The organism is Yoonia vestfoldensis DSM 16212, assembly GCF_000382265.1.
GTDB classification, from domain to species: Bacteria; Pseudomonadota; Alphaproteobacteria; order Rhodobacterales; family Rhodobacteraceae; genus Yoonia; species Yoonia vestfoldensis.
The window spans coordinates 29016-50799 of sequence record NZ_KB907980.1 but is presented as its reverse complement, the minus strand read 5'-3'; the positions used below and the strand labels follow the sequence as shown (position 1 = coordinate 50799).

Genomic DNA, 21784 nt, shown 5'->3' with positions numbered 1-21784 from the left:
CAACCGGCCCCCCTTTGCGTTACATCGCGGCGTTCAGGTTCTCGTCCACTTTCTCGAGGAACCCTTCGGTCGTCAGCCATTTCTGATCGGGGCCGACCAGCAGGGCCAGATCCTTGGTCATGAAGCCGCTTTCGACGGTGTCCACGACAACCTTTTCCAGCGTCGTGGCAAAGTTCATCAGCTGCGTGTTGTCGTCGAGCTTTGCGCGATGCTTCAACCCGCCGGTCCAGGCAAAGATCGACGCGATGGAATTGGTCGAGGTCGCCTTGCCCGCCTGATGCTGGCGATAGTGGCGGGTGACGGTGCCGTGCGCGGCTTCGGCCTCGACGATCTTGCCATCGGGGGTCATCAGCGCAGATGTCATCAGGCCAAGCGAGCCAAAGCCCTGCGCGACAGTATCGGACTGCACGTCACCGTCATAGTTTTTGCAGGCCCAGACGAATTTGCCCGACCATTTCATCGCGGCGGCGACCATGTCGTCGATCAGGCGGTGCTCGTAGGTGATGCCTGCGGCCTTGAACTTGTCCTCGAACTCTTCCTCGAACACCTTCTGGAACAGGTCCTTGAAGCGGCCGTCATAGGCTTTCAGGATCGTGTTCTTGGTGGACAGATAGACCGGCCAGCCAAGGTTCAGACCGTAATTCAGCGAGGCGCGGGCAAAGTCGATGATGCTGGCATCGAGGTTGTACATGCCCATCGCCACACCGGCGCCGGGGCTGTCATAGACGACCTTTTCGATCACGGTGCCATCGTCGCCGACGAATTTCATGGTCAGCTGGCCTTTGCCGGGCATCAGGAAATCGGTGGCTTTGTACTGGTCGCCGAATGCATGGCGGCCGATGACGATCGGGTCGGTCCAGCCGGGCACAAGGCGCGGCACGTTCTTGCAGATGATCGGCGCGCGGAACACCACACCGCCGAGGATGTTGCGGATCGTGCCGTTCGGGCTGCGCCACATCTGTTTGAGGCCGAATTCCTCGACCCGGGCTTCGTCCGGTGTGATCGTTGCGCATTTGACGCCGACACCGTATTTCTTGATCGCTTCGGCGGCGTCCACGGTGATCTGGTCGTTGGTTTCGTCCCGGACTTCCATGCCCAGATCGTAATATTTCAGATCCACGTCCAGATAGGGCAGGATCAGTTTCTTTTTGATGAAATCCCAGATGATCCGGGTCATTTCATCGCCGTCAAGCTCGACGACTGGGTTTTCTACCTTGATCTTGGACATACAAAGCTCCGTTTGGCGTGGATTCTGCGCCGCTCATAGCGCAAAATCGGCCCTACGGGAAGGGCTGTATGCATTTGTATACTGAAATCGGGGTGGTAGGCCCGGCAGGACTTGAACCCGCAACCAAAGCGTTATGAGCGCTCTGCTCTGACCAATTGAGCTACAGGCCCCCTGCGGGTTGGGTAATCGGCGCTGTGGTCATGGTCAAGCGTTTCGCTGCACGGATCGGGTTTGAAAAGAACTTTGATGCCTCCGGCGGGGATATTTATGCTCGGAAGATGCACAGGAGGGCGTTGCGCGGGGCGCGGCCTTGCGCTAACCGCAGGTCAACCAGACAGCGGGGTGCCCCAGATGACGAACAATGGCCTGACCTATGCCGATGCGGGCGTCGATATCGACGCGGGCAACACGCTGGTAGAACGGATCAAGCCTGCGGCCAAGCGGACGGCGCGGTCCGGCGTGATGGCGGGGCTTGGCGGGTTCGGCGCGCTGTTCGATCTGAGGGATGCGGGCTATGTCGATCCGATCCTTGTGGCGGCGACCGATGGCGTGGGCACCAAGCTGCGCATCGCGATTGATACGGGCCATGTCGATACGATCGGCATTGATCTGGTCGCGATGTGCGTCAACGATCTGGTCTGTCAGGGCGCGGAGCCGTTGTTCTTTCTGGACTATTTTGCCACCGGCAAGTTGGAACTGGATCAGGCGACGCGCATCATCAACGGGATCGCGGCAGGCTGTGAAGCCTCGGGCTGTGCCTTGATCGGCGGCGAGACGGCGGAAATGCCCGGCATGTATCACAAGGGCGATTTCGATCTTGCCGGTTTTGCCGTGGGCGCGATGGAACGCGGGTCCGATCTGCCGCGCGACGTAGTGGCTGGCGATGTGCTGCTGGGTCTTGCGTCCGATGGCGTGCATTCCAACGGCTATTCGCTGGTGCGCCGGATTGTGGAACTCTCGGGGCTAGGCTGGGACGATGCCGCCCCTTTTGCCGACGGGTCTTTGGGTCAGGCGCTTTTGACGCCCACCCGCCTTTATGTGCAGCCAGCGCTGGCCGCCGTGCGGGCAGGGGGCGTGCATGCGCTCGCGCATATCACCGGCGGCGGGCTGACCGAGAACCTGCCGCGTGTGCTGCCTGACGATCTGGGCGCCGAGATCGATCTGGCGTCGTGGTCCTTGCCGCCTGTGTTCGGCTGGCTGGTGCAGACCGGCAGCATGGCGCAAGCTGAATTGCTCAAGACTTTCAACGCAGGGATCGGGATGGTGCTCGTCGTCGATGCCGCCCGTGCAGATGTGCTGACCGAGTTGCTGCAAGGCGCGGGCGAGACTGTGCACCGCATCGGCACTGTTACCGAAGGCGCGGGCATCCGTTACGCAGGCGCGCTTGTGTGACCAAACGGGTTGCGATCCTGATCTCTGGCGGCGGGTCCAATATGGAGGCGCTGGTCCGGTCGATGACCGGCGACCATCCCGCGCGGCCTGTGCTGGTCCTGTCCAATGATCCGGCCGCAGGCGGGCTGGCCAAGGCGGCAGGGCTGGGCGTGCCGACCGCCGTTGTCGATCACAAGGCCTATTCCAAGGACCGCGCCGCGTTCGAGGCGGCTTTGCACGCGGCCCTGCTGGACGCGCAGCCCGATATCATATGCCTTGCCGGTTTCATGCGCATTCTGGGGGCGGAGTTCATCCGCCAGTGGGACGGGCGCATTTTGAATATCCACCCGTCGCTTTTGCCGAAATATCGCGGCTTGCACACCCATGCCCGCGCGCTGGAGGCAGGCGACACCTACCACGGCTGCACGGTGCATGAAGTGACCGCCGCCCTTGATGACGGGCCGGTGCTGGGGCAGGCGCGGATGCGCGTGCTGCCCGGTGACACGCCGGACATCCTTGCCGCGCGGCTCTTGCCGTTGGAACATGCGCTTTATCCCGCCGTCCTGCGCCGGTTTGCTGCCGGTGATCGCCGTCCGGTCATGCTGGGTGGCTGATCTTTTCATTGCCGATGTGATGCCCTATCAAGGACGGATCAAAACGACGGACATTGCATGAAGATCATCACCACGACCGCCGACCTTGCCGCATTCTGTGCCGAAGCTGCCAAACGCGCCTATGTCACCGTCGACACCGAATTCCTCCGCGAACGCACCTATTATTCCAAGCTTTGTCTTGTCCAGATGGCCTACCGCGATGCGGCGGGCGAGGATGCGGTGCTGGTCGATCCGTTGGCGGAGGGCATATCGCTTGACCCTCTTTATGGCCTGTTCCGCGATCCCGGTGTCGTCAAGGTGTTCCATGCCGCCCGTCAGGATCTCGAGATTTTCCACGTCGATGCGGGCGTGATCCCCGCACCCTTGTTCGACACGCAGGTTGCGGCGATGGTCTGCGGGTTCGGCGAACAGGCGGGCTATGAAACGCTGGTGCGCAAGATCGCCAAGGCCGAGGTTGATAAATCGTCCCGCTTTACCGACTGGTCGCGCCGTCCGCTGACCGATGCGCAGGCCGAATATGCGCTGGCCGATGTCACCCATCTGCGCGATGTCTACGAATACCTTGCCAACCGTCTGGCCAAATCGGGCCGCGCGAAATGGGTGGACGAGGAAATGGCGGTACTCAACGACCCCGTGACCTATCAATCCAACCCCGACGAGGCCTGGATGCGGGTCAAGACGCGCACCACCTCGGGCCGGTTTCTGGCGATCGTGCGCGAACTGGCACGGTTCCGTGAAACCTATGCGCAGGCCTGCGATATCCCGCGCAGCCGTGTCTATAAAGATGATGCGCTGGTTGAACTTGCATCGACCAAGCCATTGAATGAAAACGATTTGAACCGCTCGCGCCTGCTGTTGCGCGAAGCCCGCAAAGGCGAGATTGCCGAAGGCATCCTTGCCAGCATCAAGGCGGGGCTTGCCGCCAAAGCCGGCGATCTGCCGCAACCCGACCTGACCCGCGCCAAGTTGCAGGTCAATCCCGCATTGGCCGATATGCTGCGCGTGCTGCTGAAGGCTGTGACCGATGATGCGGGGGTGGCGTCCAAGTTGATCGCCTCTTCTGCCGATCTTGATGCGCTGGCCGCAGGCGAACGCGATGTGCCCGCGCTGAAAGGCTGGCGGCGCGAGGTGTTCGGCGACGCGGCCTTGCAGCTGTGCGAAGGCAAGGTCGGGCTGGCTGTCAAAGGCCAAAAGGTGGTCACCGTCCCGCTTTAGGCTAGATCAGGCGTGACTGAAGGAACCCAGATATGACCAACCCCGCCTTTGAAGAGCTTGTCGAGACGTTCGAATTTCTGGACGATTGGGAGGACCGCTATCGCCATGTGATCGACATGGGCAAGGCGATGGACCCGCTGGAAGAGGCGTTGCGCGTGCCTGCGACCAAGGTCGACGGTTGCGCCAGTCAGGTCTGGCTGGTCCCCCAGATCAAGGACGGTGTGTTCACCTTTCGCGGCGAAAGCGATGCGATGATCGTGCGGGGGCTGATCGCGGTGCTGCGCACGCTGTACGACGACCAGCCCGTGGCCGAGGTGGTCAAGATCGATGCGCCTGCCGCCCTTGGCCGGTTGGGGCTGAACGACCACCTGTCGGCGCAGCGGTCCAACGGTTTGCGCGCGATGGTGGAAAGGATCAGGCAGACGGCGGCGGCGGCGCTGTAACACCTGCAAGGGCCGTGGCCAGATCGCCGTAGCCGGTCAAGCGCCGCTCGAACGCCAGACCCAGACGCGTGGCGCAATCCTGCGCCTTGACGGTCAGGGCGGCATCATCCGTTTGCGCCTGATAGACCAGTTTCTCGTAATTGCCGAAATACATGTCCCGCAGGGCGGGGTGTTTGTGCAGGCCAAGCGGTTCCCAGACGAAGGCATCGAACTGCCGGACCAGAAAATCGGTCAGGTAGAAGGCCGTGATTTCATCGCGGGCGGCAAAGGCATCGACACCTTCGAAGAAAGCATAGCAATGCGGCCCCGCAACCATCCGCAGGCCCATTTCGTCGCAGGCGGCCTGCAACAGCCCGCCGGTGCCGCAATCGGCATAGACGACAAAGATGTCGTGGTAATCTGCGCCATGTTTCGCGACAGCCTCGCGCAGCGCGGGGATGATGCGGTCGGGGTGGTTGTGCAGGATCGCAGGCAGGCAGTGCAGGTCCAGATGCGTCCAGCCGTTCGCAGCCTTCAGCGCGAGGATTTCCCGCGCCAGTGCGCCGCAAGCGATCAGCAGGACCTGACCTTGTCCAGCCGGGGCAAGACCGTCGGTTCGCAGGCTGGCGTCACTGATCACGGTGCCGGCGCAACAGCACGCTGGCAAGCAGCACGACGATGCTGACACCGGCCAGACCCAGCATCGGTGTCAGTCCGGCAGCGCCTGCAGCCCAAGCCCCAAGCGCCACGGTGACCCCCGCCGCCGCAATCACGGCCACAAGCAGAAGAGCGAGTTTTTCAAGCGGCATCTTTGATCTCCTATGCTCAACAGGTAATGTCTGATGCCGGCCCGTTAAAGGGTCAGGCGTGGACCGCGCCCTGATTATGCTTGCGCGCAACCAGCGTTTTGGCGGTTTCCACTGCAACAGCAGCATCGCGGCAATAGGCGTCCGCCCCGATGGCGCGACCGAATTCCTCGTTCAAGGGGGCACCGCCGACCAGCACGATGTAATCGTCGCGCACGCCCTTTTCGACCAGCGTGTCGATCACGACCTTCATGTAAGGCATCGTGGTCGTCAGCAGGGCGGACATGCCAAGGATATCGGGTTGCTCAGCCTCAAGCGCGCCCATGTAGGATTCGACGGAATTGTTGATGCCAAGGTCGATGACCTCAAATCCCGCACCTTCCATCATCATGCCGACAAGGTTCTTGCCGATGTCGTGGATGTCACCCTTGACCGTGCCGATCACCATCTTGCCGACGCGCGGTGCGCCTGTCGCGATCAGAAGCGGTTTGAGGATAAACATGCCGCCTTTCATCGCATTGGCGGCCAGCAGCACCTCTGGCACGAACAGTATCCCGTCACGGAAATCGTGCCCCACGATGGTCATGCCGCCGACCAGCGCCTCTGTCAGCACGCGGTAGGGCGTCCAGCCACGCGCGATGAGGATGTTGACGCCTTCCTCGATCTCTTCCTTCATGCCGTCGTAAAGGTCGTCATACATCTGCGCGACAAGATCTTCGTCGCTCAGTTCGGACAGGATGATTTCGTCGTCTTGGTCGGACATGGGAACCCTCATGAAAGTCGTTACCCCTGTAGTGCGCTTTATTCCGTCTGGCGACCCGATGAATTGCGACATTCACCGTCGCGGGACCGACGCGGGCTTGCCAGTGTTCTTTGTTTGTTCCAGAATGCGGCATGACCCATGATCTGACCCTTCGTTCCCACCGCGCCAAAGGGCGTGCCGCCCTTGGCAATCCGGCTGTCCGGTTCGACCGTCTGGCGGCCGAGGCGGTCGATGACGGCTGGTATCAGGACGACGATCTGCCGGTGCTGCGCACAAGCGTCAGCGAGGAAATGATCGGCAAGGTCATCACGCGCAACACCTCGCCCGACCTGTCGTTCGACCGCTCGGTCAACCCGTATCGCGGCTGCGAACATGGCTGCATCTATTGTTTCGCGCGCCCCAGCCATGCGTTTCTGGGCCTGTCACCGGGGCTGGATTTTGAAACCAAGCTGATCGCGCGCCCCAATGCGGCAGAGCAGTTGCGCAAGGAGCTGTCCAATCCGCGCTATCAGCCTGCGACCATCGCTATTGGCACCAATACCGACCCGTACCAACCCATTGAAAAGGAACGGCGCATCATGCGCGCGGTGCTGGAGGTGCTGCGCGATTTCAACCATCCCGTTGCCATCGTGACCAAAGGCACGCTGATCGCGCGCGATTGCGATATTCTGGCGGATATGGCGGCTAAGGGGCTGGTGCGGGTGGGTGTGTCTGTCACCACGCTGGACCCTGCGATATCGCGCGCGATGGAACCGCGCGTGCCGCTGCCTGCCGCACGGCTGCGGGTGATCCGCACGCTGACCGATGCGGGCATCCCCGTGCGCGTGATGGCGTCACCGCTGATACCAGCGCTGACAGACCACGAGTTGGAGGCGATCCTGGAGGCGGCGCAGGGCGCGGGTGCCGTGGCCGCGTCCTGCATCATGCTGCGCCTGCCGCGCGAGGTGGCGGGGCTGTTTCAGGACTGGTTGGAGGCGCATTTTCCCGACCGTGCCGCGCGGGTGATGGGGCGGGTGCGCGCCTTGCATGGCGGGCGCGACTACGATCCCGAATTCGGCAAGCGGATGACGGGGCAGGGTGTCTGGGCCAAGATTACGCAGGAACGGTTCAAAGTGGCCGCCGCACGGCTGGGGCTGGACCGGACATTGCCGCCGCTGCGCACTGACCTTTTCGCCAGGCCGCCGCAGAAGGGCGATCAGCTGGCGTTGTTTTAGAAACTTCTATGCCTTCGGCGAGGATATTTGGGCTCGGAAGATGGGATCAGTCGCGTTTTGCGCGGCGGCCACGGCGGGGGGCGGCCTCTGGCCCCGCACCATCGGTGCCGTCCGAGGCCGAGGAGAAGCCGCCAAGGGCTGCGGTGATCGCGTCCAACGTAGGGGCCGCGCCACGAGGGCGGGTCTCCAAGGCTTCGCGCATCGCGCGCAGGTGATCTGGCGTCGTGCCGCAGCAGCCGCCGATGATCGTGGCCCCGCTGTCGCGTGCCAGCACCGCGTAATCGGCCATCAGTGCCGGCGTGCCGTCGTAATGGATATGCCCGTCGTGGTATTTCGGGATGCCCGCATTGCCCTTCGCGATCAGGGGCAGGGTCGGGCCAGCGGCAGCAAAGCCCAGCACGGTGCGCAAAAGATCCGAGGCACCTGTGCCGCAATTGGCCCCAAAGGCGAGCGGCTGATGCGCGAGCTTGCCGACCTTCTTGACCATATCGGCCGAGGTCAAGCCCATCATCGTGCGTCCCGCGGTATCGAAGCTCATCGTGCCGCACCATGGCATGCCTGCCAGCGCAAAGGCTTCGGCGGCGGCGGCGAATTCTTCGGCAGCGCTGATCGTTTCGACCCAGAGCACATCCGCGCCGCCTGCCTTCAACCCTTCGGCCTGTTCGTGGAACATCTCGACCGCGCGTGCGTGGGTCAGCGTGCCCATCGGCGACATGATCTCGCCCGTAGGGCCGACGGAGCCTGCAACCACGATGGTCCGGCCAGAGGCATCCGCGATCTCGCGGCCAAGGGCGGCGGCTACCTTGTTGAGTTCATGCACCTGATTTTCCGCACCATGCAGTTTCAGCCGCGAGGCATTGCCGCCGAAACTGTTGGTCAGGAAAATGTCGCTGCCCGCATCGGCGGCACCTTTGTACAGCGTGCGGATCTTGGCGGGTTCTTCAAGGTTCCACATCTCGGGCGCATCGCCCGACATCAGACCCATGTTGAACAGGTTCGTGCCTGTCGCCCCGTCGGCCATCAGCCAGTCGCGGGTTTCGAGCAGCTTGGAAAGGGCGTTGGTCATTGCAGGGTCTTTTCGGGCAAGGAGCGAAGTCAGAGTTCGGTCATCAGTTGTGCTTTGGCCTCGACCATCAGGGCCACCATCTTGGCACGGATCGTGGCCTCGTCGGCCCGTCCGCCAAGGTCACCGGACACTTTGCGGTACACATCCTCGTCGCCCGCTTCCTCGAAATCGGATTTCACGACCTCCACGGCATAGGCCGCCGCTTCGTCGCCGGTCTTGCCCATCAGGTCCGCGGCCCAAAGCCCCAAAAGTCGGTTGCGGCGCGCTTCGGCCTTGAACTGCATTTCGGCATCATGGGCGAATTTGGCTTCGAAGGCCTGCTCGCGGTTGTCGAAGGTGGACATGGGGCTATACCTCGGCTGTGGTGGAATGGTCGTCTCAGATATGCCCGCACAGGTGCTTGCCCGCAAGGGGGGGTTGCACTATGACGCGGGAATGACAGCGCCATGCGACGGCGCATGATGGGTAAGGGGTCAAGATGGCGCGCCGCAAGAAAATCTATGAAGGCAAGGCAAAGATCCTTTATGAAGGCCCAGAGCCTGGCACTTTGGTGCAGTATTTCAAGGACGACGCCACCGCCTTCAACGCCGAAAAGCGCGCGGTGATCGAAGGCAAGGGCGTGCTGAACAACCGCCTGAGCGAGTTTTTCATGACCGGCCTTGGCCAGATCGGGATTCCCACGCATTTCATCCGCCGCCTGAACATGCGCGAACAATTGATCCGGCAGGTCGAGATCATTCCGCTGGAAATCATCGTGCGCAATGTGGCCGCCGGATCGATGGCCAAGCGTCTTGGGATCGAGGAAGGCACGCAACTGCCGCGCCCTATCGTCGAGTTTTCCTACAAGGATGACGCGCTGGGTGATCCGCTGGTCCCCGAGGAATATATCATCGCCTTCGGCTGGGCCAGCCAGCAGGACATGGACGACATCGTCAGCCTTGCGCTGCGCGTGAACGACTGGATGTCGGGCGTCATGTACGGCGTTGGCATCAAGCTTGTCGATTTCAAGATCGAGGTCGGCCGCGTCTGGGACAACGAATTCCCCCGCCTGTTGCTCGCCGATGAGATCAGCCCCGACAGTTGCCGGTTGTGGGATATCGAGACGGGCCAGAAGCTCGACAAGGACGTGTTCCGCCGCGATCTGGGCAACCTGACCGATGCCTATACAGAGGTCGCGCGCCGTCTTGGCGTGATGCCGTCCAATGTCACGCACCGCCCAAAACCCACATTGATCAACTAAAGCGAGGCGAGGCCATGAAGGCGCGTGTGTATGTGATGCTGAAGACAGGCGTTCTGGACCCGCAGGGCGAGGCTGTGCGCCACGCGCTGGCCAATCTTGGATTTGACGGGGTGCAGGGCGTGCGGCAGGGCAAGCTGATCGAGCTTGATCTGGCCGATGGCACGGATGAGGCCACGATCGCACAGATGTGCGACAAGCTGCTGGCCAATACCGTGATCGAAAGCTACCGGATCGAGGTGTTGTAAATGCGCGCTGCCGTCGTCGTTTTTCCCGGATCCAACTGTGACCGCGACATGGCTGTCGCGCTGCGTGCTGCTGGTGCCGATGTGACCATGGTCTGGCACAAGGACGCGAGCCTGCCCGATGCGGTCGATCTGGTCGCAATCCCCGGCGGGTTTTCGTTTGGCGATTACCTGCGCTGCGGGGCCATTGCCGCGCAATCGCCGATCTGCCGCGCGGTGGTCGCGCATGCGGGTCGCGGCGGCTATGTGCTGGGCGTGTGCAACGGGTTTCAGGTGCTGACCGAAACGGGCCTGTTGCCGGGTGCCCTGATGCGGAATTCCGGGTTGAAGTTTATCTGCAAGACCGTTGATCTGGTTGTGGAAACCGCCAATACCGCGTTCACGTCCGGCTATCAGGCGGGGCAGGGCATACGCCTGCCTGTCGCGCATCACGACGGCAATTACACGGTCGATCCCGCCACGCTGGCGCGGTTGCAGGACGAGGACCGGATCGTGTTCCGCTATGCGCAGCCGTTGAACGGGTCGGTTGCGGATATCGCGGGCCTTGTGTCCGATAACCGCCGCGTGCTGGGCATGATGCCGCATCCCGAACGCGCGGTGGATGCAGGTCATGGCGGCACCGACGGACAGGCGCTTTTCCGCGAACTGGTCGGGCAGGTCGTCGCGGCCTGACCTTTGAGAGTTGCCGCGCAGGCCCGCTGGCCGTAAAGTCTGGCGATGGTTGATGCTGTGCTCCACGGGTCGAAACGTTCTGCGCGCCGCTGGTATCTGCGGATCGCCCTTGGCCTGTTTACGCTGTTCGCCGCCGGTGTGATGTATGTCACCAACGAATTGATGACGCAGCGCTATACCGAGACGATCAGCAACCGGTCCGAACTGCGCCTTGCCCTCTACAGCGCCAATCTGATGAGCGAGTTGCAGCGCAATTCGGTCGTGCCGCAGCTTTTGGCGCGCGATCCCGAATTGATCAGCGCGCTCAACAGCAATGATTATTCGCGCTCCACCGCACGGCTGTTGTCCTTTGTCGATGAAATCGGGGCGGCGGCGTTGACTTTGCTCGACAGCAACGGGCGTGCGGTCGCAGCGACCAACCGCAACGAATTGGGCGTCAATCACAGCGACCGCCCCTATTTTATCAACGCGTTGCGCAGCAACCGGACGGTCTATTCGACCTACCGGATGGACAACGGGGCCTATGCGTTCATCTATTCGCGGATGATCGAATCCAACGGGCAGGCGCTTGGGACCATCATGGTCGAGGTGGACGTGGGCCGGATGGAACGAGGCTGGGCCGGGGTCACGGACGCGGTTTTTGTGACCGATGCGGACGGGACAATCATCATGTCGACCGAGCCCTTGTGGCGCGGGTTGCAGGAACGCGACGCGCTGGCCCGCCAGCCCGCATCCTCGGCCATCGAACGCGCCCTGCGCGCGACGCAATCCTGGGCGCTTGCCCCCGCAGAGGCCTATCTGCGCGGTGAGGCCGTGCTCCGCCGCGAGGCACGCGTGCCGCATCAGGGCTGGCGGATCGTCAATTTCACCACCTACGATTCGGTGCGCGAAAAGGTCAATGGCATCCTTGCGCTGCAAGTCATGGGATTTGCCATCATTCTGGCCGTCAGTTTCTGGGTCATGTCGCGGCAGACCGCGTCGCGGCTGGTCCTGTTCCAGCGGGAATCGGCGGAACTGCGCGCATTGAACCGCCGTTTGCAGCGGGAAATCGCCGAACGCGAAAAGGTCGAAAAGACGTTGCAGGTCGCCGAACAGACCATCGCGCAATCGTCGAAACTTGCGGCTTTGGGCGAAATGTCGGCAGCTGTCAGCCATGAATTGAACCAGCCCTTGGCGGCGATGAAAACCTATCTCGCCGGCGCGCGCCTGTTGTTGCAGCGTCAACGCCCCGAAGAGGCGCTGTCGTCGTTCCAGCGCATCGACGATCTGCTGGAACGGATGGGCGCGATCACGCGGCAACTGAAATCCTATGCGCGCAAGGGGTCCGACGCGTTCGAACCCGTTGATACGCGCGCCGCCGTGTCCTCGGCGCTGGCGATGATGGAACCGCAACTGAAAACGCGGTCGGTCAATATCATCCGCACTTTGCCCACAGATCCGGTGATGATCATGGGCGACAGGCTGCGGCTGGAACAGGTCATCATCAACCTGTTGCGCAATGCGCTGGATGCGACCAAGACATCCGCCAACCCCACGATCGAGATCCTTCTGGCGGCGGGCGACACTGTCAGCCTGCAAATTCATGACAATGGCGAAGGGATCGAAAACCTCGATGAATTGTTTGAACCGTTCTACACCACCAAACAGCCCGGCGACGGGGTGGGGCTGGGGCTTGCCATCTCCTCGGGGATCGTCAACGACCTTGGCGGCAGGTTGACCGCCCGCAACGCGGCGGATGGTGGTGCGATATTTGAAGTCCAGTTGCCGGCCTATGTGCAGGGTCAGGCCGCGGCAGAATAGGAAGACAAGATGAGCAAAGTCATGAAGATCGCAATCGTCGATGACGAAAAGGACATGCGCCAGTCAATCAGCCAGTGGCTGGCCCTGTCGGGCTTCGACACCGAAACCTTTGCCAGCGCCGAGGATGCGTTGAAAGGGCTGGGCAGCGATTATCCCGGCATCGTGGTCAGCGACATCAAGATGCCCGGCATGGACGGGATGCAGTTTCTGAAAAAGCTCAAGGGCGTCGACAGCACCTTGCCCGTGATCATGATCACGGGCCACGGCGACGTGCCTATGGCTGTCGAGGCGATGCGGATCGGTGCGTTCGATTTTCTGGAAAAGCCGTTCAACCCCGACCGGATGACAGAATTGGCCAAAAAGGCGACGAATGCGCGCCGCCTGACGCTGGATAACCGTGCGCTGCGCCGGGAATTGTCGGACGGGTCGTCGCTGATGAAGAAATTGATCGGCCAGTCACCCAGCATGGAACGCCTGAAAGAAGATATCCTCGATCTGGGGCAGGCGGACGGCCATGTTCTGATCGAAGGTGAAACCGGCACCGGCAAGACACTGGTTGCGCATGCGCTGCACGCCGTCGGCGCACGGGCCAACCGCAAATTCGTCTTGCTGAGTTGCAGTGCCTATGACGAGGACACGCTGGCGCGGATCATCTTCGGGCCGTCGCATGATGACGAACCGATTCCCGCGATTGAAGAAGCACGCGGCGGCACGCTGGTGCTGGAAGACATCGAAGCGCTGAGCCATGCCTTGCAGGCGCGCCTGCTGACTGCGATCAACGATCAGGGCACACCTGCGGAAACCCGTATCGTCGCGATCTGCAATTTGCAGGAACAGGACAAGACCTGCGAAAGCGTGCTGCGCCCCGACCTGTTCTACCGCCTTGCGGCCCTGCGGATCACGGTCCCGCCGCTGCGCCAGCGCGGCGAGGATATCCTGACGCTGTTCACCCGTCTGAGTGAACAATTCGCCGACGAATACGGCTGCGATGCCCCGCAGGTCAGTGCCCAGGAAGCGGCGCAATTGCTGCAGGCGCCTTGGCCCGGCAATGTGCGCCAGCTGATCAATGTGGCAGAACGCGCCGTGCTGCAAAACCGACGCGGCAGCGGGTCGATCGCTTCGCTGTTGATGACCGAAAGCGACGATTCCAAACCGGCGATGACCACCGAGGGCAAACCGCTCAAGGAATTCGTCGAGGCGTTCGAGCGGATGCTGATCGACAACACCATGCGCCGCCATCGCGGGTCGATCGTCGCGGTGATGGACGAATTGTGCCTGCCGCGCCGCACCTTGAACGAAAAGATGGCGAAATACAGCCTGCAACGGTCCGACTACTTGTCCTGATGGGCGAAAGCACCAGCCTTGGCTTGGCTTTGCTGCTGGGTGCCCTGACCTATGGCATCCTGGTGCTCTATCTTGCGGGGGGACTTGTCATTTGCTGGCTTCTGCTGCGGCGGCGCTGGCTTATCGGTGTGGGCGGGGCCATCGCCTTGATCCTTGTCGCGACTGTCCCTTGGTGGCAGGCGCGACAGGCCGCACTGGCCGAGGCCGCCGCCGTGTTCCGCAACGACAGGACCGGTCCTTTGCCCGCCTCCGACAGTTTTAGTCTGGTGGTGGTGGAAGATGACCCCTTCGGCATCGCCACCATCCCCTTTGTCCGCGCCTTGACGGCATCGGGCGCTATCCATGAACTGGGATGGGCCGATTTCGCATGGCGCGACGACAACGGCACTATCGTCGCACCGTTCTGGCAGGCAGATCCGGACTACACCTACCGCGTCGACATGGACGCCGATGGCAACTGGCTTGCGGATTTCGATGCAACCGTGATGGCCCCCGATCTTGTGCTGCTGTCCGTGCGGGAATGGGACGATCCGGGTGAACCGGGCGAGACCGACATCAGCGGGCAGGTCACCCGGTTCATCCTGTTTGCGGCGCAGGGTCAGGCCGTTGCACTGGATGACGCACGCCTGTGGCAGGCGCACCGCTATGACACCGATGTGCCGTCTTTTCCCTATAACCCCAACAACTCCGTCCATTATCCCGTGCGCGTGACCGATGACGTGCTGGCGGAACTGGCCCGCGCGATCTGTCAGGCCGCGCGGGCCTGCGACCCTCAAGCCTTGGCCGATCAACAGGCAGACATGGCGCGTTAGGGCGCGTGAGGGCTTGCGCGCAAAATATCGTTGTAATCGGCCCGCAGGTTCCCCTATGTATGAAGGACGGATGCTCGTGCGTTGGTTGCACGGTGTTGTCCGATCGAGATTCTCTGCCCGAAGCTGGTTTCTGACCGTCTTTGTGGCGGCTGATTTGATCCCATGGGGTCAGAAAAACGCCCTTGGCCGCGCGCCCTCCAGCGCCGACCGGGCCTTGAACGGGCCTCGGATCTTTCCGGGGTCGGAGAAGAACCGCGATGCAACGCGCGCAACATACAGGCAAGACCATAGCGGCCCCGAGGGGCCCGGCATCTGCCCGCGCGACGCACGCCCTAATCAGACACATCACGCGGACGGCCGCACCCCCGGGGGGGCCGGTCGCGCCATGTGCGAATGGACAAAATGCCAAAGAAAATGCTTATCGATGCCACCCATGCGGAAGAAACCCGCGTCGTGGTGGTGGACGGCAACAAGGTCGAAGAATTTGATTTTGAAAGCCAATTCAAACGCCAGCTGGCTGGCAACATCTATCTTGCCAAGGTAACACGGGTCGAACCATCGCTGCAGGCCGCTTTCGTCGACTACGGCGGTAACCGGCATGGCTTTCTTGCCTTTGCGGAAATCCACCCCGATTACTACCAGATCCCCGTCGCCGACCGCGAGGCGCTGATGGCAGAAGAACGCGCCTATGCCGAAAGCCTCAAAGCCGAGGAAGACGACGAGGACAGCCCGAAACCGACGCGCCGCCGCACCCGCAACAGCAAGCCGCGCGCCGCCTCTGTGGACAGCGGCGATGCGGTCGTGACCTCGGGCGATGATCCGGCCGGTCTCGAAACGATCGATCTGGACGACGACCTTGAAGGTAGCTCGCCCATGGAATTGGTGGGCGAGACTCCGGTCGAAACCCCCGCCGCCGATGAAGATATCGACGATGCCATGACCGACGATGCCATCGAAAGCGTCGCAGACGCCGACGACATCGACGATATGCGCCCCGTGCGCAAACCGCGCCCACGCCGCTACAAGATCCAGGAAGTCATCAAGGTCCGCCAGATCCTGCTGATCCAGGTGGTCAAGGAAGAACGCGGCAACAAGGGTGCGGCGCTGACGACCTATCTGTCGCTGGCAGGCCGTTATTGCGTGCTGATGCCGAACACAGCACGTGGCGGCGGGATCAGCCGCAAGATCACGAATGCCGTGGACCGCAAGAAGCTCAAGGAAATCGCCAGCGAAATGACCGTGCCCGACGGCGCGGGCCTCATCATCCGCACGGCGGGGTCGCAGCGGACCAAGGCCGAAATCAAGCGCGACTACGAATATCTGCAGCGGATGTGGGAACAGATCCGCGAACTGACGCTGAAATCCATCTCGCCCGCGAAAATTTACGAAGAAGGCGACCTGATCAAACGCTCGATCCGCGACCTCTATTCCAAGGACATCGACGAAGTCATCGTCGCGGGCGAGGCGGGCTATCGGTCGGCCAAGGACTTCATGCGGATGATCATGCCATCCCATGCCAAGAACGTGAAATTCTACGCCGAACCGATGCCGATCTACGCGCGCTATCAGGTCGAAAGCTATCTTGCGGGCATGTTCAACCCCACGGTCCAACTGCCATCGGGCGGCTATATCGTGATCGGGATCACCGAGGCGCTCGTTGCCATCGACGTGAACTCCGGTCGCGCGACCAAGGAAGGCTCGATCGAACAGACCGCGCTGAAAACCAACCTGGAGGCCGCCGACGAAGTGGCGCGCCAGCTGCGCCTGCGCGACCTTGCGGGCCTGATCGTGATCGACTTCATCGACATGGACGAACGCAAGAACAACGCCGCCGTCGAAAAACGCTTCAAGGACAAGCTGAAGACCGACCGTGCGCGCATTCAGGTGGGACGGATTTCGGGTTTCGGCCTGATGGAAATGTCGCGCCAGCGCCTGCGCCCCGGCATGCTGGAAGCCACGACCCAGATGTGCCCGCATTGTCATGGTACGGGCCTTCTGAGGTCGGATGACAACGTCGCGCTGTCGATCCTGCGCCAGCTCGAAGAAGAAGGCGTGCGCGCTCGCTCGAAGGAGGTGCTGGTCCGCGCCCCTATCGCGATCGCCAACTTCCTGATGAACGGCAAGCGCGAGAACATCGCCGAGATCGAAATGCGGTACGGCATGTCGGTGCGGATCGAGTGTGACCCTACTCTGGTCTCGCCCGATTTTGTCGTGGAAAAGTTCAAGACCGCGACCCGGATCGTGCCGGAGGCGACGCCGATCATCGCGAATGCCATGCTGATGGAGGAAGACGAGGACGACCTGATCGTCGAGACCCCGGATGAGGACGAAGCAGAGGCCACGCCTGCCCCGAAAGCGGTAGTACCTGAAGCTGACGGCGAAGACCGGCCCAAGCGCAAACGGCGGCGGCGTCGGCGGCGGCGGGGTGGAAACGGCGAGGCGCAACAGGCCGATGGCGCTGAGGCCTCGGAAAACGGCGATGACGCCGAATCCGACGAGCCTGCGGCGCAAGAGGTCGAGGCCGCGGACAAGCCCAAGCGGCGGCGGACCCGGACACGCAAACCGGCTGATGCCGCAACCGAAAATGTAACCGATGCCGCAACTGCGACCGAGGAGACCGTGGCTGAGGCGGAACCGACAGAGGATCCCGCGCCCAAGAAGCGGACCCGCAGCCGCAAGAAGCCCGCTGTTGCAGAGGATACCGCCGCAGAGCCAGCGGCGGCCACCGAAGCCGAAGCCGAGGAAGCGCCCGTCAAGCCGAAGCGCCGCAGCCGCGCCAAGCCGAAAGCGGCAGAGGCCGCGCCCGCCGAGGCGGCAGACCCAGTGGCCGAGGCCCCGGCTGAAGCTGCGCAGGAACCGGCAGCAGACCCTGAGCCTGCACCGGAGCCAACCCCCGCACCGCAGCCAGAGCCGGAACCCGCGCCCGCAGCCGAAAAGCCGCGTCGCAAAGGCTGGTGGTCGCTCGGAAAGTGACGCGTAGACGCTGCAACGCTCGAAGCGCCGCCCTGTGACAGGGGCGGCGTTTCCTTTTGCGCCTCATTCTCTAATGTTCAAAAAAACGCAGCTTGTCTCGGAGACGTTCTAGGAATGAAATCCGGGGGAGGGGCAGCGCCCCTGCCGCCTTCACCCCTTGCGGATCAGATAAACCTGCGCTCCGTCGGCATCCTGACACTCCAGCATCTCATGCCCCGCTTCGGCGCAGAAATGCGGTACATCGACGATGGCTGCAGGATCATCGGCCAGCACCCGCAACACCTGCCCTGACGCCAGCGCGCTCAGGCGCTTGCGGGCCTTCAGCACGGGCAGCGGGCAAAGCAGCCCACGGGCATCGAGATCGGCGTCATGTGTCATGGCCGCACTTTGGGCAGCGTGTTTCACTTTGTCCACCAAGATGTGACGCGATGGCACGTGACGGAGCCGCGCTGCTGGGCTACGAACAACCCGATGTTGGAAACCGGATTGATCTTCGACGCGGGCCTGTTGCCGGCCATGATCGTCGCCTTGGCGGCGGGGGTGTTGTCGTTCCTCAGCCCCTGCGTGCTGCCGGTCGTCCCACCTTACCTCGCCTACATGGGCGGTGTGTCAGTCAGCGAGATGGAAAAGGCCGCAACCGCGCGCAGGCGCGTTTTCATCGCCGCGCTCTTTTTTGTGCTGGGGCTGTCCACTGTTTTCCTGCTGCTGGGCATCGCGTTTTCCACGATGGGGCGGATGCTGATCGGGGTGCAGGAATATTTCGTCATCGGTGCCGGACTTGTCATCATGGTGTTGGGTGCGCATTTCGTGGGCGTGTTCCGCATCGGGTTTCTCGACCGCGAGATGCGGCTTGACGCGGGCGACAAGGGCGGGTCCGCCTTCGGCGCTTATCTCTTGGGCCTGGCTTTTGCCTTTGGCTGGACACCCTGCCTTGGGCCGGTGTTGGGCGCGATCCTCAGCCTTGCCGCATCCGAGGCAGATGTCGGGCGCGGCACCGTCCTGCTTGGGGCTTATGCAGTGGGTCTGGGCATTCCGTTTCTGCTGGTCGCAGCGTTCTTTCCGCGTCTCAAAGGTGTCATGGGATTGATGAAACGCCACATGCGCCAGATCGAGGCGACATCGGGCCTGCTTTTGTGGACTGTGGGGCTGATGATGATCACCGGCCAGTTCGCTGCCTTCAGCTTTTGGCTGCTCGAGCGCTTTCCATTCCTCGCTACAGTGGGCTAGACTGACGCCGTGATAACCGGGGCAGGGCGATGAGCAGCGACATGAAACCCGTCAGCCTACGCCGGGTGTTCCATATTCCGGGCTATGATCCGATCCATCCGCGCCGCTACCGCGAGCTTTACCGCAGTGAAAGCGCGGCACAGGCAAAGATCAGCGGCTATGAGATCGTCGTCCAAGGTGGTGCCCCCGAGGACAGCTTTCACTGGTCCGTCCAAAGCCGGATCGACGGTCAGGCGGCACAGGCGCGGATCGACGTGCTGGTATGGTCGGATATCGTCCGCGCCAGTATGGCACAGTCGATTGCCGCGACCTATTGGCAACTGGTACAGACCGCATCTATCTATATCAGCACGGGGACCTTGCGGCGGTTGATGTGGCTGCGCAAAGGGCCAATCATCGCGGCATTCTATCCTGTCGGCATGTTGCTGGGGCAATTGCTCTTGGCCGTCTTGCTTGGCTGGTGGCTGGGTGGGGTGGTGCAGACGGGGCTGAACGCCGCGGTTGTTGCCACTGGTCTTGACGGCGGGATCATTGCGGCGGCTGTCGGTTGGCTCGCGCTGCTGGTCAAACTGGGGATACTGGGCAGCGTCATGGTCTTTGCGTTGCGCTGGTTCAAGGCACAGGACAAGCGGCTGTTCGCGCATTACCTCATGCATGATTACGCCTTCAGCGCGCAGCATCTGGGGGCGACACCGCCTGCGCTGGACACGCGGCTGGCGACCTTTACCGATCAGATCGCGCGCGCCTTGCAAGACCCCGTGGACGAGGTGCTGGTCGTTGGGCATTCTTCCGGCGCGCATCTGGCGATCAGTGTGGTGGCTGACCTGATCCGTGACAAACGGCTGCCGGTCGATGGGCCAAAGCTGGCTTTGCTGACGCTGGGCCATGTCGTGCCGATGGTGTCGTTCCTGCCGCGCGCCAAACACTTGCGCGCCGATCTTGCCTATCTTGCGACACAGGATGCGCTGACATGGGTCGATGTGACCGCCCCCGGCGATGGCTGCTGTTTCGCGCTGTGTGATCCGGTCGCGGTCACGGGTGTCACGCCACCCGGCAAACGCTGGCCGCTGGTGATTTCGGCTGCTTTCACGCAAAGCCTGTCGCCCGCACGCTGGAAAGCGCTGCGTTGGCGGTTTTTCCGGCTGCATTTCCAGTATCTTTGCGCGTTCGACAGGCCAAAGGACTATGATTATTTCCAGATCACAGCAGGCCCGCTGACGCTGGCCGACCGCTACCGCGACCGCGCACCGTCGAAATCCCGCATCGACGTGCCGGCGTCGAAATACACCTCTCTCGCGCTGCCATGACCTTGCCGCCCAAGCCCGCAGCGCGCCCTGACAAGGTGTCGCTCTGGCGGTATATGCGGTTGTTCCGGAAGGATATTCTGTCGGCGCAACCGGCACGGCTGTACCGCGCATGGATGGCCGAATTCCGCACGCCGTTTTTCCGGTCCTTTCTGATCAACGATCCCGCCTTGCTGCGCGAGGTGCTGCGCGACAATCCCGACGCCTATCCCAAATCCGACCGGATCGGCGCGGGCCTGCGCCCTTTGCTGGGCAACAGCGTGTTTCTGACCAACGGCGTTGAATGGAAGGCGCAGCGCCGCATCATCGACCCAGCGTTCGAGGGCGGCCGTCTGCGCGATACCTTCCCCGGCATCGTGGCGGCGGGGCAGGCGGGCTGCGACCGGATCGCGGCGATGGCCGATGATACCCCCCGCGCCATTGACGCCGCGGCCAGCCATATCGCCGCCGATGTGATCTTTCGCACGCTGTTCTCGCTCCCGATCGAGGACGCGACAGCGGGCGAGGTTTACCGGCGCTTCCAGACCTATCAGCAGGCGCAGCCGATCCTGAACCTTGCGGCCTTTCTGCCCGGACGGCGCTGGATGCCACGGTTTTTCCGCCGCGGCGTGCGCGCCGAGGCACGCGCCATCCGCCGCCTGATCGCGGGTCTGACGCAAGCACGGCTGGACCAGATTGCTGCGGGCACAGCGCCCGATGATCTGGCCACCAAGATCATGACGACACCCGACCCTGCGACCGGCAAGACCTTTTCCAAATCCGAGATGGTCGATCAGGTCGCGATCTTTTTTCTGGCGGGGCATGAAACCAGCGCGTCGGCGCTGGCCTGGGCGCTGTATCTGCTGGCCACTCATCCCGACTGGCAGGACAAGGTCGCGGCAGAGGCCGCAGCGTTTGACGGTCAGTTCAGTGATCTTTCGCGGCTGACCATCACCCGCGACGTGTTCCGCGAAACGCTGCGGCTTTATCCGCCGGTGCCGATGATGGTGCGGCAGGCAAGCAAAGCCACGGTGTTCCGGTCGCGCGCCGTGCCTGCGGGTGCGCAGATTGTCCTGTCGCCATGGCATCTGCACCGGCACACACGGATATGGGATCATCCCGACGCGTTCGACCCCGCGCGCTGGCAGGACCCCGCGACAAAGGCTGCACAGCGCGATGGGTATCTGCCGTTCTCGGCGGGGCCACGCATCTGCAGCGGCGCGGGCTTTGCGATGATCGAAGGTGTCGTCCTGCTTTTGCAATTGGTGGGGCGGTTTCGTTTCGAGCCTGTCGATACGCAGTTGCCGGTGCCCGCCGCGCATCTGACGGTGCGGGCACGTGATGGAATCATGCTGCGAATCACACCCAGATCGCCACCCATCGTTTCGAAAATTCGTGAGTGATCAACGGATTGCACAGTTTTAGAGCGTTTGTGGAAACGAATGAGCAGCGATTTGCCGCAATTCGACCAATCACAGGCGCGCGAGTGATC

General features: G+C 62.4%; 22 protein-coding genes and 1 tRNA gene. 15 read left to right on the top strand and 8 right to left on the bottom strand.

What is annotated here, in order from left to right; genetic code table 11:
- Positions 1–19: 19 nt before the first annotated feature.
- Positions 20–1228 (bottom strand): NADP-dependent isocitrate dehydrogenase, encoded by a 1209-nt coding sequence (locus tag H147_RS0109510; RefSeq protein ID WP_019955131.1) that lies wholly within the window; start codon positions 1226–1228, stop codon positions 20–22.
- 93 nt (positions 1229–1321) lie between these two features.
- Positions 1322–1398: transfer RNA gene (locus H147_RS0109505), tRNA-Ile, on the bottom strand.
- 181 nt (positions 1399–1579) lie between these two features.
- Here H147_RS0109505 and purM point away from each other — a divergent pair.
- Genes purM through H147_RS0109485 form a run of 4 tightly spaced genes read left to right on the top strand, consistent with a single transcriptional unit; the run spans position 1580 to position 4871 of the window.
- Positions 1580–2620, top strand: a complete 1041-nt coding sequence (purM, locus tag H147_RS0109500) for a phosphoribosylformylglycinamidine cyclo-ligase (protein ID WP_026352407.1) — start codon at positions 1580–1582, stop codon at positions 2618–2620.
- On the top strand, positions 2617–3213 hold the full coding sequence (gene purN / locus H147_RS0109495) for a phosphoribosylglycinamide formyltransferase (RefSeq protein ID WP_019955129.1): 597 nt from the start codon (positions 2617–2619) through the stop codon (positions 3211–3213). The genes purM and purN overlap by 4 nt, the downstream gene beginning before the upstream one ends.
- A 57-nt stretch (positions 3214–3270) precedes the next feature.
- The gene (gene rnd, locus H147_RS0109490) at positions 3271–4428 is read left to right on the top strand and encodes a ribonuclease D (protein ID WP_019955128.1); all 1158 of its coding nucleotides are present in this window, start codon (positions 3271–3273) and stop codon (positions 4426–4428) included.
- Positions 4429–4460: 32 nt separating this feature from the next.
- Complete coding sequence (locus H147_RS0109485) at positions 4461–4871, top strand: SufE family protein (RefSeq protein WP_019955127.1); 411 nt, start codon at positions 4461–4463, stop codon at positions 4869–4871.
- On the opposite strand, the gene H147_RS0109480 is transcribed toward H147_RS0109485, so the two are convergent.
- From H147_RS0109480 to H147_RS0109470, 3 genes are read right to left on the bottom strand one after another with little or no spacing between them, the layout of a single operon-like run.
- Complete coding sequence (locus H147_RS0109480) at positions 4843–5490, bottom strand: DUF1638 domain-containing protein (RefSeq protein ID WP_019955126.1); 648 nt, start codon at positions 5488–5490, stop codon at positions 4843–4845. The genes H147_RS0109485 and H147_RS0109480 overlap by 29 nt on opposite strands.
- Entirely contained in the window at positions 5480–5659 is a 180-nt protein-coding gene (locus H147_RS0109475; RefSeq protein WP_019955125.1) for a hypothetical protein, read from the bottom strand. The genes H147_RS0109480 and H147_RS0109475 overlap by 11 nt, the downstream gene beginning before the upstream one ends.
- Before the next feature lie 52 nt (positions 5660–5711).
- Positions 5712–6419 carry a cobalamin B12-binding domain-containing protein gene (locus H147_RS0109470; protein ID WP_019955124.1) on the bottom strand — a complete coding sequence of 236 codons (708 nt, stop codon included), beginning with the start codon at positions 6417–6419 and terminating at the stop codon, positions 5712–5714.
- Between the two features lie 131 nt (positions 6420–6550).
- On the opposite strand from H147_RS0109470, the gene H147_RS0109465 reads away from it, so the two are divergent.
- Positions 6551–7633, top strand: coding sequence for a PA0069 family radical SAM protein (locus tag H147_RS0109465; RefSeq protein ID WP_019955123.1), 1083 nt, complete (start codon positions 6551–6553; stop codon positions 7631–7633).
- A gap of 46 nt (positions 7634–7679) precedes the next feature.
- On the opposite strand, the gene bmt is transcribed toward H147_RS0109465, so the two are convergent.
- Complete coding sequence (bmt, locus tag H147_RS0109460) at positions 7680–8699, bottom strand: betaine--homocysteine S-methyltransferase (RefSeq protein WP_019955122.1); 1020 nt, start codon at positions 8697–8699, stop codon at positions 7680–7682.
- A gap of 29 nt (positions 8700–8728) precedes the next feature.
- The gene (locus H147_RS0109455) at positions 8729–9043 is read right to left on the bottom strand and encodes a DUF1476 domain-containing protein (protein ID WP_019955121.1); all 315 of its coding nucleotides are present in this window, start codon (positions 9041–9043) and stop codon (positions 8729–8731) included.
- Positions 9044–9177: 134 nt separating this feature from the next.
- Here H147_RS0109455 and purC point away from each other — a divergent pair, with 134 nt between their 5' ends.
- The 7 genes from purC to H147_RS0109420 all read left to right on the top strand — a co-directional run bounded on the left by purC (position 9178) and on the right by H147_RS0109420 (position 17782).
- Complete coding sequence (purC, locus tag H147_RS0109450) at positions 9178–9939, top strand: phosphoribosylaminoimidazolesuccinocarboxamide synthase (protein ID WP_019955120.1); 762 nt, start codon at positions 9178–9180, stop codon at positions 9937–9939.
- Positions 9940–9953: 14 nt separating this feature from the next.
- Positions 9954–10184: a phosphoribosylformylglycinamidine synthase subunit PurS gene (purS, locus tag H147_RS0109445; protein WP_019955119.1), complete on the top strand. Its 231-nt coding sequence runs from the start codon at positions 9954–9956 to the stop codon at positions 10182–10184.
- Positions 10185–10853 carry a phosphoribosylformylglycinamidine synthase subunit PurQ gene (gene purQ / locus H147_RS0109440; protein ID WP_019955118.1) on the top strand — a complete coding sequence of 223 codons (669 nt, stop codon included), beginning with the start codon at positions 10185–10187 and terminating at the stop codon, positions 10851–10853.
- Between the two features lie 45 nt (positions 10854–10898).
- Positions 10899–12653: a sensor histidine kinase gene (locus tag H147_RS0109435; protein ID WP_019955117.1), complete on the top strand. Its 1755-nt coding sequence runs from the start codon at positions 10899–10901 to the stop codon at positions 12651–12653.
- Between the two features lie 9 nt (positions 12654–12662).
- On the top strand, positions 12663–13997 hold the full coding sequence (locus H147_RS0109430; RefSeq protein ID WP_019955116.1) for a sigma-54-dependent transcriptional regulator: 1335 nt from the start codon (positions 12663–12665) through the stop codon (positions 13995–13997).
- Complete coding sequence (locus H147_RS0109425; RefSeq protein ID WP_019955115.1) at positions 13997–14809, top strand: hypothetical protein; 813 nt, start codon at positions 13997–13999, stop codon at positions 14807–14809. The genes H147_RS0109430 and H147_RS0109425 overlap by 1 nt, the downstream gene beginning before the upstream one ends.
- 402 nt (positions 14810–15211) lie before the next feature.
- A complete protein-coding gene (locus H147_RS0109420) occupies positions 15212–17782 on the top strand; it encodes an Rne/Rng family ribonuclease (RefSeq protein WP_043699705.1) in 2571 nt (856 codons plus the stop codon).
- Between the two features lie 150 nt (positions 17783–17932).
- Here the strand turns inward: H147_RS0109420 and H147_RS0109415 are convergent, their stop codons facing one another.
- A complete protein-coding gene (locus tag H147_RS0109415) occupies positions 17933–18160 on the bottom strand; it encodes a sulfurtransferase TusA family protein (protein ID WP_019955113.1) in 228 nt (75 codons plus the stop codon).
- A gap of 93 nt (positions 18161–18253) precedes the next feature.
- Here H147_RS0109415 and H147_RS0109410 point away from each other — a divergent pair, with 93 nt between their 5' ends.
- The 3 genes from H147_RS0109410 to H147_RS0109400 are packed head-to-tail and all read left to right on the top strand — an operon-like array spanning position 18254 to position 21695.
- Positions 18254–19009 carry a cytochrome c biogenesis CcdA family protein gene (locus tag H147_RS0109410; RefSeq protein ID WP_019955112.1) on the top strand — a complete coding sequence of 252 codons (756 nt, stop codon included), beginning with the start codon at positions 18254–18256 and terminating at the stop codon, positions 19007–19009.
- 29 nt (positions 19010–19038) lie between these two features.
- Positions 19039–20316, top strand: coding sequence for a hypothetical protein (locus H147_RS0109405; protein WP_019955111.1), 1278 nt, complete (start codon positions 19039–19041; stop codon positions 20314–20316).
- Positions 20313–21695, top strand: coding sequence for a cytochrome P450 (locus H147_RS0109400; RefSeq protein ID WP_019955110.1), 1383 nt, complete (start codon positions 20313–20315; stop codon positions 21693–21695). Before H147_RS0109405 ends, H147_RS0109400 begins: the two co-directional genes overlap by 4 nt.
- Positions 21696–21784: the final 89 nt, after the last annotated feature.

Bases quoted from the DNA above. Each gene is read 5' to 3' on its own strand.
- H147_RS0109510 (WP_019955131.1), bottom strand. From the start codon at position 1,228: ATGTCCAAGATCAAGGTAGAAAACCCAGTCGTCGAGCTTGACGGCGAT.
- purM (WP_026352407.1), top strand. From the start codon at position 1,580: ATGACGAACAATGGCCTGACCTATGCCGATGCGGGCGTCGATATCGAC.
- rnd (WP_019955128.1), top strand. From the start codon at position 3,271: ATGAAGATCATCACCACGACCGCCGACCTTGCCGCATTCTGTGCCGAA.
- H147_RS0109485 (WP_019955127.1), top strand. From the start codon at position 4,461: ATGACCAACCCCGCCTTTGAAGAGCTTGTCGAGACGTTCGAATTTCTG.
- H147_RS0109475 (WP_019955125.1), bottom strand. From the start codon at position 5,659: ATGCCGCTTGAAAAACTCGCTCTTCTGCTTGTGGCCGTGATTGCGGCG.
- H147_RS0109470 (WP_019955124.1), bottom strand. From the start codon at position 6,419: ATGTCCGACCAAGACGACGAAATCATCCTGTCCGAACTGAGCGACGAA.
- H147_RS0109465 (WP_019955123.1), top strand. From the start codon at position 6,551: ATGACCCATGATCTGACCCTTCGTTCCCACCGCGCCAAAGGGCGTGCC.
- bmt (WP_019955122.1), bottom strand. From the start codon at position 8,699: ATGACCAACGCCCTTTCCAAGCTGCTCGAAACCCGCGACTGGCTGATG.
- H147_RS0109455 (WP_019955121.1), bottom strand. From the start codon at position 9,043: ATGTCCACCTTCGACAACCGCGAGCAGGCCTTCGAAGCCAAATTCGCC.
- purC (WP_019955120.1), top strand. From the start codon at position 9,178: ATGGCGCGCCGCAAGAAAATCTATGAAGGCAAGGCAAAGATCCTTTAT.
- purS (WP_019955119.1), top strand. From the start codon at position 9,954: ATGAAGGCGCGTGTGTATGTGATGCTGAAGACAGGCGTTCTGGACCCG.
- purQ (WP_019955118.1), top strand. From the start codon at position 10,185: ATGCGCGCTGCCGTCGTCGTTTTTCCCGGATCCAACTGTGACCGCGAC.
- H147_RS0109435 (WP_019955117.1), top strand. From the start codon at position 10,899: ATGGTTGATGCTGTGCTCCACGGGTCGAAACGTTCTGCGCGCCGCTGG.
- H147_RS0109430 (WP_019955116.1), top strand. From the start codon at position 12,663: ATGAGCAAAGTCATGAAGATCGCAATCGTCGATGACGAAAAGGACATG.
- H147_RS0109425 (WP_019955115.1), top strand. From the start codon at position 13,997: ATGGGCGAAAGCACCAGCCTTGGCTTGGCTTTGCTGCTGGGTGCCCTG.
- H147_RS0109420 (WP_043699705.1), top strand. From the start codon at position 15,212: ATGCCAAAGAAAATGCTTATCGATGCCACCCATGCGGAAGAAACCCGC.
- H147_RS0109415 (WP_019955113.1), bottom strand. From the start codon at position 18,160: ATGACACATGACGCCGATCTCGATGCCCGTGGGCTGCTTTGCCCGCTG.
- H147_RS0109410 (WP_019955112.1), top strand. From the start codon at position 18,254: ATGTTGGAAACCGGATTGATCTTCGACGCGGGCCTGTTGCCGGCCATG.
- H147_RS0109405 (WP_019955111.1), top strand. From the start codon at position 19,039: ATGAGCAGCGACATGAAACCCGTCAGCCTACGCCGGGTGTTCCATATT.
- H147_RS0109400 (WP_019955110.1), top strand. From the start codon at position 20,313: ATGACCTTGCCGCCCAAGCCCGCAGCGCGCCCTGACAAGGTGTCGCTC.